Raw genomic sequence first — 13728 nt, 5'->3', positions numbered from 1 at the left:
ACGCCCCCGTGCTGAGCCCCTCCCCGCGGGGGGCTCAGCCGCCGGACACCATTTCCAGGGCGACCTCCAGCGACGCGTGCATGCGCTCCTCGTCGGTGAGGTCGAGCGGCAGGATCCAGACGGTGTGCAGGGCGAAGAGCGCCATCGAGGACTTGACCTTGACGGTGGCGGTCGCCTCGGCCGGGCTGAGCAGCGAGATCAGGTCGAGCATGAGCTCCCGGTACTTGCCCAGGCTCGGATGGTCGCGGAGCGGCGCCTGGTTGCGCTCGAAGAAGCGCATGACCTCGGCGTGCCGGCTCTTGTACAGGTTGGTGCTGTAACGCCGCAGGATCTCCATGCGGGTCTCGACGGTCGGCGGCTGGCTCCGCGCCCAGTCCAGGAGACGTTGCAGGTTCGCCAGCCGGTCCTCGGAGAGGCTCGCGACGATGTCCTCTTTCGTCTTGAAGTGGTAGTAGAGAGCAGCCTTCGTCACGCCCAGTTCTTCGGCGATCTCCCGGAGTGAGGTCGCCTGGTAGCCCTTCTCGTTGAATAACGTGAGGGCGACTTGCTGGATTCGAGTGCGGGTGTCGGCGTTGGCCCTCATGTGGTCTTTGCATCCTTATTAACTTGACGACCGGCAAGTAAGCCGCTTAGCCTGCCCAGGCTATCTCAAGCTTGCCGGTCGGCAAGTAAGCAAGATCGTTTCGCTAGGGGGCACTGAAGTGTCGGAGACCCAAGCCGCGCCAGGACGGCGGCGGGAGGTCATGGTCGTTCTACCCGGGCTCATGCTCGCGATCATGCTGGCCATGCTGGACAACATGATCGTCGGCACCGCGATGCCGCGCATCGTCGGCGAGCTCGGCGGGCTGGCGCACCTGTCATGGGTCGTCACCGCCTATGTTCTCGGCACCACGGTGTCCACGCCGATCTGGGGCAAGATCGGCGACCTGTACGGCAGGAAGGCCATCTTCATCGCCTCGATCGTGATCTTCATGATCGGTTCGGTGCTGTGCGGCATGGCCGGATCCGAACTGCTCGGCGGCCCCGACATGGGCATGGGGCAGCTCATCGCCTTCCGCGCGCTGCAGGGCCTCGGCGGCGGCGGCCTGATGGTCAACGCGATGGCCATCATCGGCGACCTCGTCCCGCCCCGTGAGCGCGGCCAGTACCAGGGCATCATGGCCGGCGTCATGTCGCTGGCGATGATCGCCGGGCCGCTCGTCGGCGGCTTCATCACCGACAACCTCGACTGGCGCTGGGCCTTCTACGTCAACCTGCCGGTCGGCGCGGTCGCCCTCGTCGTGCTCGCGCTGAAGCTGAAGCTGCCCAAGCGCAAGGCCGAGCACCGCATCGACTGGACCGGCGCCGTGCTGCTGTCGGTCGGCATCGTCGCGCTCGTGCTCATCACCACCTGGGGCGGCAACCAGTACGACTGGAACTCGCCGCAGATCATCGGCCTCGCCGTGCTCGCGGTGGTCATGCTCGCCGCCTTCGTCCCGGTCGAGCGCCGGGCCGCCGAGCCGATCATGCCGCTCGGCCTGTTCCGCAACCGCAACTTCACGCTGATCTCGCTGGTGGGCTTCCTGCTCGGCTTCGCGATGTTCGGCGCGATCAACTTCCTGCCGCTGTACCAGCAGACCGTCCAGGGCGCCTCGGCGACCAACTCCGGCCTGCTCCTGCTGCCGATGATGGCCGCCTCCATGGTCGTGTCGCTGTTCATCGGCCGGGCGATCACCAGGACCGGCAAGTACAAGATCTACCCGGTCCTCGGTGGCGTGGTCATGGCCATCGGCATGTGGCTGCTGTCCCTCCAGGGGGTGGACACCCCGAGCTGGCAGACCGGCGTCTTCATCGCCGTGCTGGGACTCGGCATGGGCTTCCTCATGCAGACCACGCTGCTGATCGCGCAGAACAGCGTCGAACAGAAGGACCTGGGCGTCGCCAGCAGCGCCGCGACGTTCTTCCGCTCCATCGGCGGATCGTTCGGCGTGTCGCTGTTCGGCGCCGTCTTCAACAGTCGCCTCACCGCCGGCCTCGCCGAGAAGCTCGGCCCGCAGGGCGCGCAGCTCGCCTCGGGAGGCGGCCAGATCGACCCGGCGGCCCTCCAGCGGCTCCCCGCGCCCGTGCGCACCGGCTTCCTGGAGGCGCTCGCCTCCTCGATCTCCGGCGTGTTCTGGTGGGCGATCTTCTTCGCGGTGGCGGTCCCCGTGCTGGCGTTCTTCATCAAGGAGATCCCGCTGCGCGGTTCCGCCCCCTCCGAGGCGGACGCCGAGGCCAAGCAGCCGATGCCCGCGTTCGACTAGCGGCGCGTGCCGTCCGCGGACGCCGTCCCCGGCAGGGGTGGCGTCCGCGGCGTTCACGCTGGATGCTGGCCTGATGAGTGCTGGCCCGTCCTACGCGTCAGGCGTCTCCGCGACCCCGCTGCTGGGAGACACCGTCGGAGACGACCTCGAACGCGCCGTGGCCCGCTTCGGCGACCGCGAGGCCCTGGTGGAGGTCGCGACCGGCCGCCGCTGGACGTACGCCGAGCTGGACGCGGAGGTGAACCGCGTCGCCCTCGGCCTGATGGCCCGCGGCGTCGCCAAGGGCGACCGGGTGGGGATCTGGGCGCCCAACTGCGCCGAATGGACGTTCGTGCAATATGCCACGGCCAAGATCGGCGCCGTTCTGGTCACCGTCAACCCCGCCTACCGGGCCCACGAACTGCGCCACGTCGTCGAGCAGTCCGGGATGAAGCTGCTGGTCAGCGCGACCGCCCACCGGACCTCCGACTACCGGGCCATGGTCTGTGAGATCGGCTTCACCGGCGTCGTGTACATCGGCGAACCAGGCTGGGAGACCCTCCTCGACGGCGGCGCCGCGCTCGGCCGGGCGGCGCTGCGCGAGCGGATGGCCACCCTCTCCTTCGACGACCCGATCAACATCCAGTACACCTCGGGCACCACCGGCTTCCCCAAGGGCGCCACGCTGTCCCACCACAACATCCTCAACAACGGCTTCTTCGTCGGCGAGATGATCGGCTACACCGAGCACGACCGGATCTGCCTGCCGGTGCCGCTCTACCACTGCTTCGGCATGGTCATGGGCAACCTCGCCGCCACCTCGCACGGCTCGTGCGTCGTGCTCCCCTCGCCGGGCTTCGACCCCGGCGAGACGCTCCGCGCCGTCCAGGAGGAACGCTGCACCTCCCTGTACGGCGTGCCGACGATGTTCATCGCCGAACTCGCCCACCCCGGCTTCGCCGCCTTCGACCTGTCCACCCTGCGCACCGGGATCATGGCCGGGTCGCCGTGCCCGGTGGAGGTGATGAAACGCGTCGTCGGCGAGATGCACATGTCCGAGGTGGCGATCTGTTACGGCATGACGGAGACGTCCCCGGTGTCCACGATGACCCGGCGGGAGGACGACCTGGCCCGCCGTACCGGGACCGTGGGGCGGTGCCTGCCGCACGTGGAGGTGAAGGTCGTGCACCCGGAGAGCGGGCTGACCGTGCCGCACGGGGTGCCGGGGGAGCTGTGCACCCGCGGCTACTCGGTCATGCTCGGCTACTGGGATCGGCCGGCGGACACCGCGGAGGTGATCGACGCGGCCCGCTGGATGCACACCGGCGACCTCGCGACCATGGACGAGCACGGCTACGTCAACATCGTCGGGCGGATCAAGGACATGGTGATCCGCGGGGGCGAGAATATATATCCGCGGGAGATCGAGGAGTTTCTCTACACTCATCCCGACATTGATGACGTCCAGGTCATCGGTGTGCCGGACGAGAAGTACGGCGAGGAACTGATGGCCTGGGTGGTGATGCGCCAGGGCGCGCCGCCGCTCACCGCCGAGGCGCTCCGGGAGTTCTGCGCGGGACGGCTGGCCCACTACAAGATCCCCCGGTACGTGCAGGTGGTGGACGCCTTCCCGATGACGGTCACCGGAAAGATCCGCAAGGTGGAGATGCGCGAGCGTGCCGTACGCGACCTCGGGGGCGCCTGAGCGGCCGCGGCCACTCGCGGGCCGGTCCCCGGCAAGTCGAGGAGACGACATCCATGACCATGCTGACGACACCACCCCCTCCCGGCCACCCGGTCAGGCGGCCGGGTGCGGGGGACGCCGCGCAGATTCACGAGCTCATCGCCACCTGCGACACCCAGGTGCTGGGCCGGCCCGACATGACCCTGCGGGACGTCGCCGACGAACTCGCCGAGCCGGGCTTCGACCTCGGCCGTGACGGCTGGCTGCTGCACGGCCCGGACGGCCGGCTCGCCGGCTGGGGCTGGGCGTACGGCAGGACCCCCGGGGACGGCGAGGCCGTCAGCGTGGACATCGAAGTGATCACCCGGCCCGGCGCGCCGGCCGCCGTCGCCGGCTGGCTGTGGGACGCGGTGACCGGGCGGGCCGCGGAGATCGCCGCCGGGTACGGCCGCGCCGAGGCCGTCCTGGGCATCGGGATCTACCGGGAGGACACCGCCAAGCGGGCCCTCGCCGCCGCCCGCGGCCTCACCCACGCCACCAGCTTCCACCGGCTACGCGCCGACCACGTGGGCCCGCCGCGCGACCCGGGGGAGCTGCCCGGCGTGACGGTCCACCGGGGGACCACCGACGAGGTGCGCAGGGAAGGACACCTCGTGCACGAGGGCGGGTTCACCGAGCACTTCGGCTTCACGCCGCGGACCTTCGAGGAGTGGCACGCGGAACGCGAGGCCTCCGCCGGCACCGACTGGTCCCAGCTCCTCGTGGCCAGGGTGCACGGGGAACCCGCCGCGATGCTGCTGGGCACCGATCATTTCCGGGGCAGGGGGCTCGGCCGGCTGCTGCTGCGGCACGCCTTCGCCGGCGACGCCCGGCGCGGCAGGGAGGGCACCTACCTGCACGTCGACACCGGCAACACCACCCCGGCGCTGGACCTCTACCTGTCGGAGGGCATGCGGCAGGTGCTCGTCATCGACGCGTGGCGCGGGACGACGGCCGTCGGGGCGGGTCAGGCGTAGACGCGTGGCCGCGGGCCGCTCCACTCGCCGAGCGAGTAGGCGATCGCCGCGCCCAGCTCCCACGACGAGCCCTCCTCGCGCAGGGCCTCGTAGGCGACCTCGCCCAGCTCGGCGCGGACCGCGCCCTCGCACTCCCGGTGCCCGGCGGCGGAGAACGGCGCGCCGGGAAGCGGCAGGCCGCACCCCCGCCAGGTGGCCTCGGCCGCGCCGAGCAGCAGGGCGGCGCGGTCCGCCGCGCCCCGGCCGGCCGCGATCCAGGCGAGCAGCTCCAGGTTCAGCACGCTGCCGGCCACGTCGTTGAACAATCGCTTGATCCGCAGCGACACCCGGGCGTGCGCCCACGCGGCGTCGAGGTCCCCCGCCGCCCGCTCGACCAGCCCCAGCGCGTAGCACGCGGAGGACCGGGCCCACAGCTCGCCCGCCTCGTCGCACACGCCCAGGCACTCGGCGAGCACGGCCCGGGCCCGGTCCACCTCGCCGCCCGCCAGCAGGGCGAGCGCGAGCTGGGGCAGCCCGAGCAGCAGACCCGGATGGAGGTCGCCGTTGGCCCGGTGGTGGTAGGTGGCGGCGGTGAACCGCTCCACCGCGGTGCGCGCGTCGCCGGCGGACAGGGCGGCCATGCCGGCCACCTGGACCGCGTAGGCCACGGCGGCGGCGTCGTGCCGGCCGGCGGCCTCGGCATGGCACTCGCGCGCCCGCGCGGCGGCGTGCGGCAGGTCGCCCTGCGCCGCGGCCAGCCACCCGCACACCCACAGCGCCTTGGCGCGCGCCGCGCCGCAGCCGGGCGTCACGTCGAGCGCCCGGTCGAGGACGTGCCTGCCCTCCCGGAGCAGGCCGCAGGCCGCCCAGAAGTACCACAGCGTGCCGGCCAGGACGAGGCCCGCCATGCGCTCGCCGGGGGTGCGCAGGCTGAAGCCGATCGCGGCGCGCAGGTCGGCGACGTCCCCGGTGAGCCGGTCGCACCATTCGAGCTGCGTCCCGCCGGACCAGGCCCGCTCGCCCTGGTGCGCCCTGCGCAGGTAGAAGTCACGGTGCCGGCGGCGCAGCCCGTCCTCCTCACCGAGCGCGCGCAGCCACTCCCGGCCGTACTCCGCGACCGGGGCCGGCAGCCGGTAGCGCCGCTCGGCGCCGCGCACGGACCGCACGATCGACCGGGACGCCAGCCGGGACAGCAGCGGGCCCACCTCGGCGGCGGACAGCCGCTCGCCCGCGCACACGTACTCGGCGGCGGCCAGGTCGAAACCGCCGGCGAAGACGGACAGGCGGGCCCACAGCAGCCGCTCCTCGGGCGTGCACAGCTCGTGGCACCAGCCGATCGCGGTGCGCAGGGTGCGCGGCGCGGACGGGCCGCCCTCTCCGCCCAGCAGCGCGAACCGGTCCTCCAGCCCGCCGAGCAGGGTCTCCGCCGACATCCGGCCGAGCTGGGCGGCGGCCAGCTCCAGCGCGAGCGGGATGCCGCCCAGGCGGTGGCAGATCCGCGCGAGCAGCGGCAGGCGGCCCGGCGTGGGAGTGTACCCGCGGGCCCGCTCCAGCAGCAGGTCGACCGCCTCGGAGGAGTGCCGCCCCGGGCCGGGCAGCGCGAGCGGCCGCACCCGGTGGACCCGCTCGCCCGGCACGCCGAGCGGCTGCCCGCCGGTGGCCAGCACCCACAGGCCGGGCGCCGCGGCGAGCAGCACCTCGACCAGCATGGCGCACGCGTCGGGCAGGTGCCCGAAGGAGTCGAGGACCAGCAGCATCCGCTTGCCGGCGAGGTAGTCGCACAGGGCGTCCACCGCCGGGCGGGCCGACTGGTCCTGCGCCCGGACGGCGGCGGCGATCGCCGCGGGAAGCAGCAGCGGGTCGGCGACGCCGGACAGGTCGGCCAGCCACACCCCGTGCGGGAACCCCTCGCCCGCCTCGTCCGCGGCGCGCAGCGCGAGCCTGCTCCTGCCCACGCCGCCGGAGCCGGTCAGCGTGACCAGCCGGGCCTCGGCGAGCAGACGCGAGATGTCGGCCAGCTCGGCTCGCCTGCCGACGAACGTGCTGGTCTCCACGGGCAGATGACCTGTCCAGCGGGGTGATGCCGGTGCTGACACGAGACGGTCCAGGGTCGGGGACGGGCGGGCCGCGCCCGTCGATCCTAGCCAGAACGGTTACGGAGTGACACGGTGTCGTGCCAAATGGGTGAGCACCGCCTGGTTGGCCTCCCAGCCGTCGGGGAACTTCACCGGCACCCCGAGGTGCACCGGCTCGGCGGAGGGATGCGCGTCGAGCAGCTCGGCGATGCCCGCCCTGGCGACGACCACGCAGGCGTGCCGGTGCCGGGACGCGAGCACGCACAGGCGCCCGGACTCCAGGTGGAAGGCCGTGGCGTCCCTGCGGCCCGACAGCGGGTGCAGCACCACCGTCACGTCGTACTCCCGGCCCTGGAGCCGGTTGGCGGTGTCCACGGTGACCTCGTCGGGGACGCCCGCCGCCCGGATCGCCGCCACCTGGTCGCGGTGCGCGGCCCCGATCGCGATCCGGCCGGGCCCCACCCGGTGCTCGCCCCGCTCGGAGGACGCCACCGGCGCCCGGTCCAGCAGCCGGGAGGCCAGCTCGGCCACCGCCTGGACGGCCTCCGCGTCCGTGCGCACGGTGTGCCGCTCGGGCAGCTCGTACAACGCCCAGCCGGTCGCCGCCGCCTCCTCCAGGGCCAGGTCGTAGGGGGTGCGCATGCCGCCCGCGGTGTACGCCAGCGACCGGTCGCCCGGCCCGGTGCCCGCCCGGAAGCCGGTGAACGGGTAGAACGCCTCCGACACCACCGGCGCGGCCGAGGCGGGCAGCCGCCACGACACCGGCAGCCGGTGTACCGGCAGGTCCGGGTTGTGCCGCAGCAGCACCGCCACCGCGCTCTGCACCGGGTCCCAGGACAGCCCGGCCCACCGCTCGCCGCCCACCACGGAGAACGGGTCGAGCTGCCCGGGATCGCCCACGAACAGCGCCCGCTCGAACCTGCCCGCGATGCGCAGCAGCTTGTCCGAGCGCATCTGGTACGCCTCGTCCACGATCGCCCACGGCCAGGACCGGTCGCCGATCCAGGCCCACTTGTCCGCCGTGGCCACCACCACGGCCGGGTCGCCCAGGTCGGCGGGCTTGGCGGCGACCCGGACGTTGCCGTGCGCGAGCAGCCGGGCGGGCGTGCGGTAGGCGGTCGCCGACAATCGTCCGATCGGCAGTTCGGGATGCTCCGAGGCCAGCCGGTCCACCAGGTCGTCGACCTGCTCGTTGGTCTGGGCGACGATCATCAGCGGCTCGCCCGTCTCGGCGATGTGCCCGGCCGCCCGCACCACCAGGGTGGACTTGCCGGCGCCGGGCGGCGAGTCCACCACCACGCCGCGATGCCTCGGCAGGTCGGCCAGCACCGCCTCGACCACCGCCGCCGCCTCGGCGGCGGGCGTCTGCGCGGCGGGCGCGGGGATCGTCGCGGTCATGACCACTCCTCGCTCGCGTCCTCGTCGCGGGGCACGTACTCCGGCGGCGGGCCGCCGTGCGTCCACGGGGTCAGCTCGGGCTCGGGCAGCGCGGCGGCGGCCTGGAAGTCGCCGGTCAGCGAGCTGTAGCAGACCCGCTCGCCCACCTCGGGCACCGCGCCCGGGGCGGGCGTGCGGCCCCGGCCCATCCCCTTGGTGATCTTGATGGTGACCGAGCCGTCCCCGGCGGCGACCACCTCGGCCTCCTGGCCGCGCCGGTCCGGGGTGCCGAGCACGGTGCCCGGCGCCAGCCGTACCGGGTCGGCGGTCTCGACGGTGACCAGCGGGCGCAGCTTGCGCGAGCGGCCCTCGCCCTCCGCGTGACCGGGGTCGGCGGCGGCGACGCGGCCGGCGAACGCCTCGCCGGTCAGCCGGTACTCGGCCATGACCAGCGGATCGTCGTAGGCGCGCTGCACGTCGAAGGCCGCGTGCGCGCGCTCCATCCGGGCCAGCCGGGACGCGGCGGCCACCGCGCCGTCCCGCCTCGGCTGCGGCGGCGTCTCCTCCGCCATCCGGCCGAGGAAGTCGGTGAAGGACCCCCGGTCGGCGTCCCACCGCTGAGCCACGCTCGCCCCGGCCGGCAGCGCGCGCAGCAGCTCCGCCGCCCGCCACATCAGCCGCCACGTCGGTTCGAGCTGCCCGCGCAGCGCCTCGCGGATCCGCTCCACGGCGCGCGGCGAGGGGCCGCGGGTGTACGCGTCGATCGCCGGGGCGAGCACCTCGTTGTCGAAGCCGGGATCGGTGGCCGGTCCGGCGGGCGGCCAGATCAGCGGGTCCTCCGCCTCCTGCGCGGCCCGCGGCCCGGTCAACCCGGGCGGCGGGTCGATCCAGCCCATCAGCGCGGCGAGGTTGGCGTCCTCCAGCCCGCTCTGCCCGGTCGCCCAGTGCAGGCCCAGCGCGTCGGTGGCGGTCAGCAGCAGCGACGAACCGGGATACTTCGCCCGGTCGGCGAAATAGGTCAGCCAGCGGCCCAGGAACGGCACCGACGGATGCACGGCGTGCGGCCCCTCGGCCCGGCGGAACCGGGTGGACCGGCCGAGCAGCCCGGTGAACGCCGCCGCCTGCGCGTTCGGCACCATGATCTGCGGCGCGTCCGAACACCGCTCGTACGGCTCCGCGTTGCGCCGCTCCACGGTCTCCGTCGCCTTGCCGAACCCCTCGACGTACGGCAGGAGCACCTCGGCCAGCTCGGCGGCGAAGGCGAAGCGCAGATCCCGGTCACGCGGCTGCGGCACCACGAGCAGCCGGGGCGCGTCCGGATCGGTGCCCACCATGGCGGCCAGCGGCGCGGCGGCCTCGCCCGCCAGGGTGAGCGGGATGAACACCAGTGGCCGCTCGGCGACGTGACAGTGCCGCACGGTCGCCACCGGCTGAGCCCTGCCCTCCCGCACCGCGCGCAGCCGGGCCAGCGCGGCGAGGACGCTCACCGCGGCTCCCGCCGGGACGGGGTCGAAACGGTCACCGGGCTCCTTCCAGGGCTTCCAGGCGTGCCCCGGCGAGGGGCTCGGCGGTCAGGCACTCGGCGCGCAGCCGGTCGGCGAGACGGAGCAGCCCGGCGATCTCCTCCTGGCCGTCGGCCGGTCGCCCGGCGCCCTCGGCCAGGGCCAGCGCCTCCGCGATCCCGGCGACCCCGCCGAGCTGGTCGCGGACCTGCCTGCCGAGCTGGTCGGTGGACCCGCAGGCGCGCGCCTCGTCCCGGCAGAACAGGCACAGGTCGCAGGTGGACAGGCACTCGGGCGCGTAGCGGGCGGGCACCGTGCCGATCGCCTCGGTCAGCTCGGCCACCGGCCGGGCCGGGCGCCCCGCGTCGTCGCGCACCAGGTCGAAGGTGATCCCGGGCGGCAACCCGGACACGATCTCCTCCACCCGGGTCATCCTGGTGAGCTGCCGCCGCAGCATGGCCAGCTCCCTGCGCACGTCCACCAGCGCGGCGGCCGGGCGGTTCGCGAAGTTCTCCGGGCAGACCAGGACCACCTCGTGCGACACCCGGCCGGGGTCGTGCCCGAGGTCTTCGAGCAGCCGGCGCAGCGCCAGCACGTAGACCGCCGCCTGCCGCGCCGCGGCGGCCACCTTGGCCGGCTCCGCCTGCCCGTCGATCATCGCGAACGACTTGATCTCCACGATGTGGAACCGCCCGCCGAGCCGGAAGGCGACCACGTCGGGCTCCAGGTAGGAGACGTGCCCGGCGATCTCCAGGCTGAGCAGGGGATGGTCGTAGAAGGTGCCGGCGTCATCGCTGTCGCGGGCCGCCCGGTCGATGAGCGCCCGGGTGTGGGAGTGCCGCAGGTGCGCGCCGACCTGGGCCACGTCGTGGTAGCCCACCTGCGGGATCGGCAGGCCCAGCAGGTCGCGCAGCAGCCGCAGCAGTTCGGCGCACCCGTTGTCCTTCACCAGGTCCTCGAACGCGTTGCCCCGGGTGATCGCGAACCGGGACTGCCCGAACGGCGCGGGGAATCCCAGGTGGCGGGCCGTCAGGTCCTTGTCCACCCCGGCCGCGTCGAGCACCGCGCGCCGGGCGCACCCGGGGTTGGCGGCCAGCGCCGCGATGGCGCGGGCGTCGTGCGCCAGTGGTGGTACGGGTCCCCGCAGGGTGTCCAGCAGGTCCATGCTCACGCCCCTTTCCGTGCGGCGTCACTCAGCGTAGCGGCCCCGAACAGGCGTTCCGCGTCGCCGAGCCGCCGTGACGCGCGCGTCGCCGCCGAGGCCCGGCAGCCGGAGTCGGCGGGGAGGTGCACCAGCAGCTCGGCCCGCGCGGCCCTGATCACGGCGGCGGGGTCGGCGGGCGCCGTGTCGCCGGTCCCCGCGGTGGCGCCGGGGATGTTCCGCGCCATCCTGGTGAGCAGGCGGCTCGCCGCCGCCACGGGCCGCTCGCCGGTCCCGGTCAACCTGATCAGGTGCTCGGCGACGCGCTCCGCGCCGGTCAGGAAGTCGACCCGGGGGCCGAGCGGCCCGACGATCCTGCGCTCCAGCGGCCACGTGCTCACCGCGAGCAGCCCGCGCGCCGCCGAGAGCCGCTCGGTGAGCGCCGCGCACAGGTAGTACGGCCGCGCGTACGGCGAGGCGCGGAAGGAACGCTCCTCGTCCCTGCGCAGGCTGGTGAACTGCGGCCCGCGCAGCCCGCCGGCGAAGAACGCCTCGTGCACCGCCACCACCAGCCGCGGCGACGCCGGCACCCCGAGCAGCCCGAGCGCCTGATGCACCCGCTCCCGCACCGGCACCAGCGCCGTCACCCGCCCGCCGCCCTGCCCCTGTCCCTGTCCCTGTCCCTGTCCCGGCCACTGTCCCTGCCCCGCGCCGCGCCCGCCCGCCGAGCCGGGGGCCCCGGGCTCGCCCGTGGAGGCCGGAACCCAGGGCGCGCCCGCTCCGGGCCCGTCCATGGAGGCCGGATCCCCGGGGGCGCCCGCCGGGACGGGAGACAGCCCGGCCGCGGCGGCGGGGTCCTGGGGCTCGCTCGCGCAGAGGGCGTCGTCCCACGCCTGCTCGGCGCGGCGCAGCTCGCCGCGCAGCGCGCGGGCGAGCACGGTCTCGCGCGCCTTCACGGCACGCCGGACCTGCGCCCGGAGCTCGCCGATCCGCCGCTCCAGGGCGTCAAGCGCGTCCACCCCGTCACTCACGCGGGGGAGCGTAACAGCAGCCCCAGACATTTCGCCTGATTTCCAGCGACTTCCAGGGTCTACCGCACCCCCGGTTTGTAGTCGATCGGTGACGTATCGTAGTATTCGCCGGTGAGGGCTCGTGCCCTCGGCCCTGGACCGTGGGACGTGCGCGGCGGTGCGACTCCCGTCAAGGAAGGTCGAACCATGCGCGCTGCCCTGTTCACCCTGTGCACCCTGTCCCTGACCGGATCCGCGCTGGCCGCCGCCGCGGGCGCCCGGAGCCTGCCCCAGGAGAGCTGCACCTACTACTACACCGCGCGCACCCCCTCGCCCGCGGGCGTGACCACGGGCCAGGGCACCTACGCGGAGGGCGAGTACGACCCCGAGGGCCGCCTGTGCCACAAGGGCCGCTGGCTGACCCCGGCCGAGCTCCTCGCCGACTTCACCCGTTCCTGACCCCGCGCCCCCGGGCGGGGCCGTCAGAAGGGCGGGTTCTCCAGCAGCATCAGGCCCGCGCCGGTCAGCAGGAGGAGCAGGAAGAGCGCGGCCACCGCCGCGAACGCCTTGTTGGCGGAGGACGGGCCCGCCGGCCCCGCGGGTTCCGGCGCGCGGGCGGGCGTGTAGGTGGAGGAGGAGCGCACCGCCGCGGGCGAGGAGGAGCGCGGGGCCGGGTGGCCGGTGCGCGGGGCGTGCCGGCTCGGGGCAGTGAGGTGGCCCTCGCCGGCCACCGGGGCGGGCGCGGCCACGCGGGGGCGCGGACCGTCGGCGGGCGCGAGGCTCGGGGCGGCGGGCGCCAGGCTCAGGGCGGCGAGCGCGTCGCGTAACGCGGCGGCGGACGGGATGCGCCGGGCGAGGTCGGCCGCCATGCCCTGCCGCAGCACGGCGGTGAACTCCGGCGGGACGCCGTCGATGTCCGGGACCGGCAGGCGGTGCAGCGCCATGACGACGGCCACGTTGACCACGCCGTCCGGCGGGAACCTCGGCGGGCGGCCGGACAGCAGCGCGTAGAGCGTCGCCGACAGCGAGTAGACGTCCCCGGCCGGAGTGGGATCGGACAGCTCGAACGCCTCCGGCGGCGCGAACGCGGGCGTGAGCGACTCCCGGGTCACCGACAGCTCGCCGGCCGGGCCTCCGGCGGAGGGCATCGTCGCCAGGCCGAAGTCGGAGAGCACCACGTTGCCGTACCGGTTGACCAGGATGTTGGCCGGCTTCACGTCCCGGTGCAGCACGCCGGCGCCGTGCGCGGCGGCCAGCGCGTCCGCGATCCGCGTCCCGATGGCGGCGACCTCGGCGGGGGAGAGGGTCCCCTCGGCCCGCATCCGGTCCAGCAGCGACCCGCCGGGACACAGCTCCAGCACCATGTACGGCCGGCCGTCCGGCAGCACCCCGGCGTCGTAGACGTGGGCGACGTGCGGATGGCCGGACAGCGCGCCCGCCGACGTGACCTCGCGCATGAACCGGCGCCGGTCCCGTTCGGACACCAGCACCCGGTTGTCCACCTTCAACGCCACCTCGCGGCCCACGGCGTGCTGCCGGGCCCGGTAGACGATGCCGAAGCCGCCCTGGCCGAGCACGCCGAGCACCTCGTAGCCCGGCACCTCCAGCTCGCCCACGCCGCCACCTCCCTGGGATCATCGCTGAGATTAATCGCCAAGATTAGGGGACAAGCGGGACGGGCGA

General features: G+C 74.2%; 11 protein-coding genes. 4 read left to right on the top strand and 7 right to left on the bottom strand.

Annotated features, from left to right (window positions below):
* Positions 1-34 precede the first annotated feature (34 nt).
* Positions 35-583: a TetR/AcrR family transcriptional regulator gene (locus QSK26_RS08415; protein ID WP_285774430.1), complete on the bottom strand. Its 549-nt coding sequence runs from the start codon at positions 581-583 to the stop codon at positions 35-37.
* A gap of 160 nt (positions 584-743) precedes the next feature.
* On the opposite strand from QSK26_RS08415, the gene QSK26_RS08410 reads away from it, so the two are divergent.
* From QSK26_RS08410 to QSK26_RS08400, 3 genes are all read left to right on the top strand, one after another.
* Positions 744-2282, top strand: coding sequence for an MDR family MFS transporter (locus tag QSK26_RS08410; protein WP_285774429.1), 1539 nt, complete (start codon positions 744-746; stop codon positions 2280-2282).
* Between the two features lie 73 nt (positions 2283-2355).
* On the top strand, positions 2356-3966 hold the full coding sequence (locus QSK26_RS08405; RefSeq protein ID WP_285774428.1) for an AMP-binding protein: 1611 nt from the start codon (positions 2356-2358) through the stop codon (positions 3964-3966).
* A 53-nt stretch (positions 3967-4019) separates the two neighbouring features.
* Entirely contained in the window at positions 4020-4961 is a 942-nt protein-coding gene (locus QSK26_RS08400) for a GNAT family N-acetyltransferase (RefSeq protein ID WP_285774427.1), read from the top strand.
* Here QSK26_RS08400 and QSK26_RS08395 read toward each other — a convergent pair.
* The 5 genes from QSK26_RS08395 to QSK26_RS08375 all read right to left on the bottom strand — a co-directional run bounded on the left by QSK26_RS08395 (position 4952) and on the right by QSK26_RS08375 (position 12066).
* Entirely contained in the window at positions 4952-6994 is a 2043-nt protein-coding gene (locus QSK26_RS08395) for an ATP-binding protein (RefSeq protein ID WP_285774426.1), read from the bottom strand. The genes QSK26_RS08400 and QSK26_RS08395 overlap by 10 nt on opposite strands.
* A gap of 99 nt (positions 6995-7093) precedes the next feature.
* Positions 7094-8413, bottom strand: coding sequence for an AAA family ATPase (locus tag QSK26_RS08390; RefSeq protein WP_285774425.1), 1320 nt, complete (start codon positions 8411-8413; stop codon positions 7094-7096).
* A complete protein-coding gene (locus QSK26_RS08385) occupies positions 8410-9879 on the bottom strand; it encodes a hypothetical protein (RefSeq protein ID WP_285774424.1) in 1470 nt (489 codons plus the stop codon). The genes QSK26_RS08390 and QSK26_RS08385 overlap by 4 nt, the downstream gene beginning before the upstream one ends.
* Before the next feature lie 31 nt (positions 9880-9910).
* Positions 9911-11059 (bottom strand): hypothetical protein, encoded by a 1149-nt coding sequence (locus QSK26_RS08380; protein WP_285774664.1) that lies wholly within the window; start codon positions 11057-11059, stop codon positions 9911-9913.
* Positions 11060-11061: 2 nt separating this feature from the next.
* On the bottom strand, positions 11062-12066 hold the full coding sequence (locus tag QSK26_RS08375) for a hypothetical protein (protein WP_285774423.1): 1005 nt from the start codon (positions 12064-12066) through the stop codon (positions 11062-11064).
* 186 nt (positions 12067-12252) lie between these two features.
* Between QSK26_RS08375 and QSK26_RS08370 the strand changes: the two genes are divergently transcribed.
* On the top strand, positions 12253-12504 hold the full coding sequence (locus tag QSK26_RS08370) for a hypothetical protein (protein WP_285774422.1): 252 nt from the start codon (positions 12253-12255) through the stop codon (positions 12502-12504).
* A 23-nt stretch (positions 12505-12527) separates the two neighbouring features.
* On the opposite strand, the gene QSK26_RS08365 is transcribed toward QSK26_RS08370, so the two are convergent.
* A complete protein-coding gene (locus tag QSK26_RS08365; protein WP_285774421.1) occupies positions 12528-13661 on the bottom strand; it encodes a serine/threonine-protein kinase in 1134 nt (377 codons plus the stop codon).
* Positions 13662-13728: the final 67 nt, after the last annotated feature.

The sequence above is a fragment of the Microtetraspora sp. NBRC 13810 genome, from assembly GCF_030268685.1.
Classification (GTDB): domain Bacteria; phylum Actinomycetota; class Actinomycetes; order Streptosporangiales; family Streptosporangiaceae; genus BSRQ01.
Note: the sequence above shows the minus strand (reverse complement) of the source record. Positions and strands in the feature narration are given on the sequence as shown.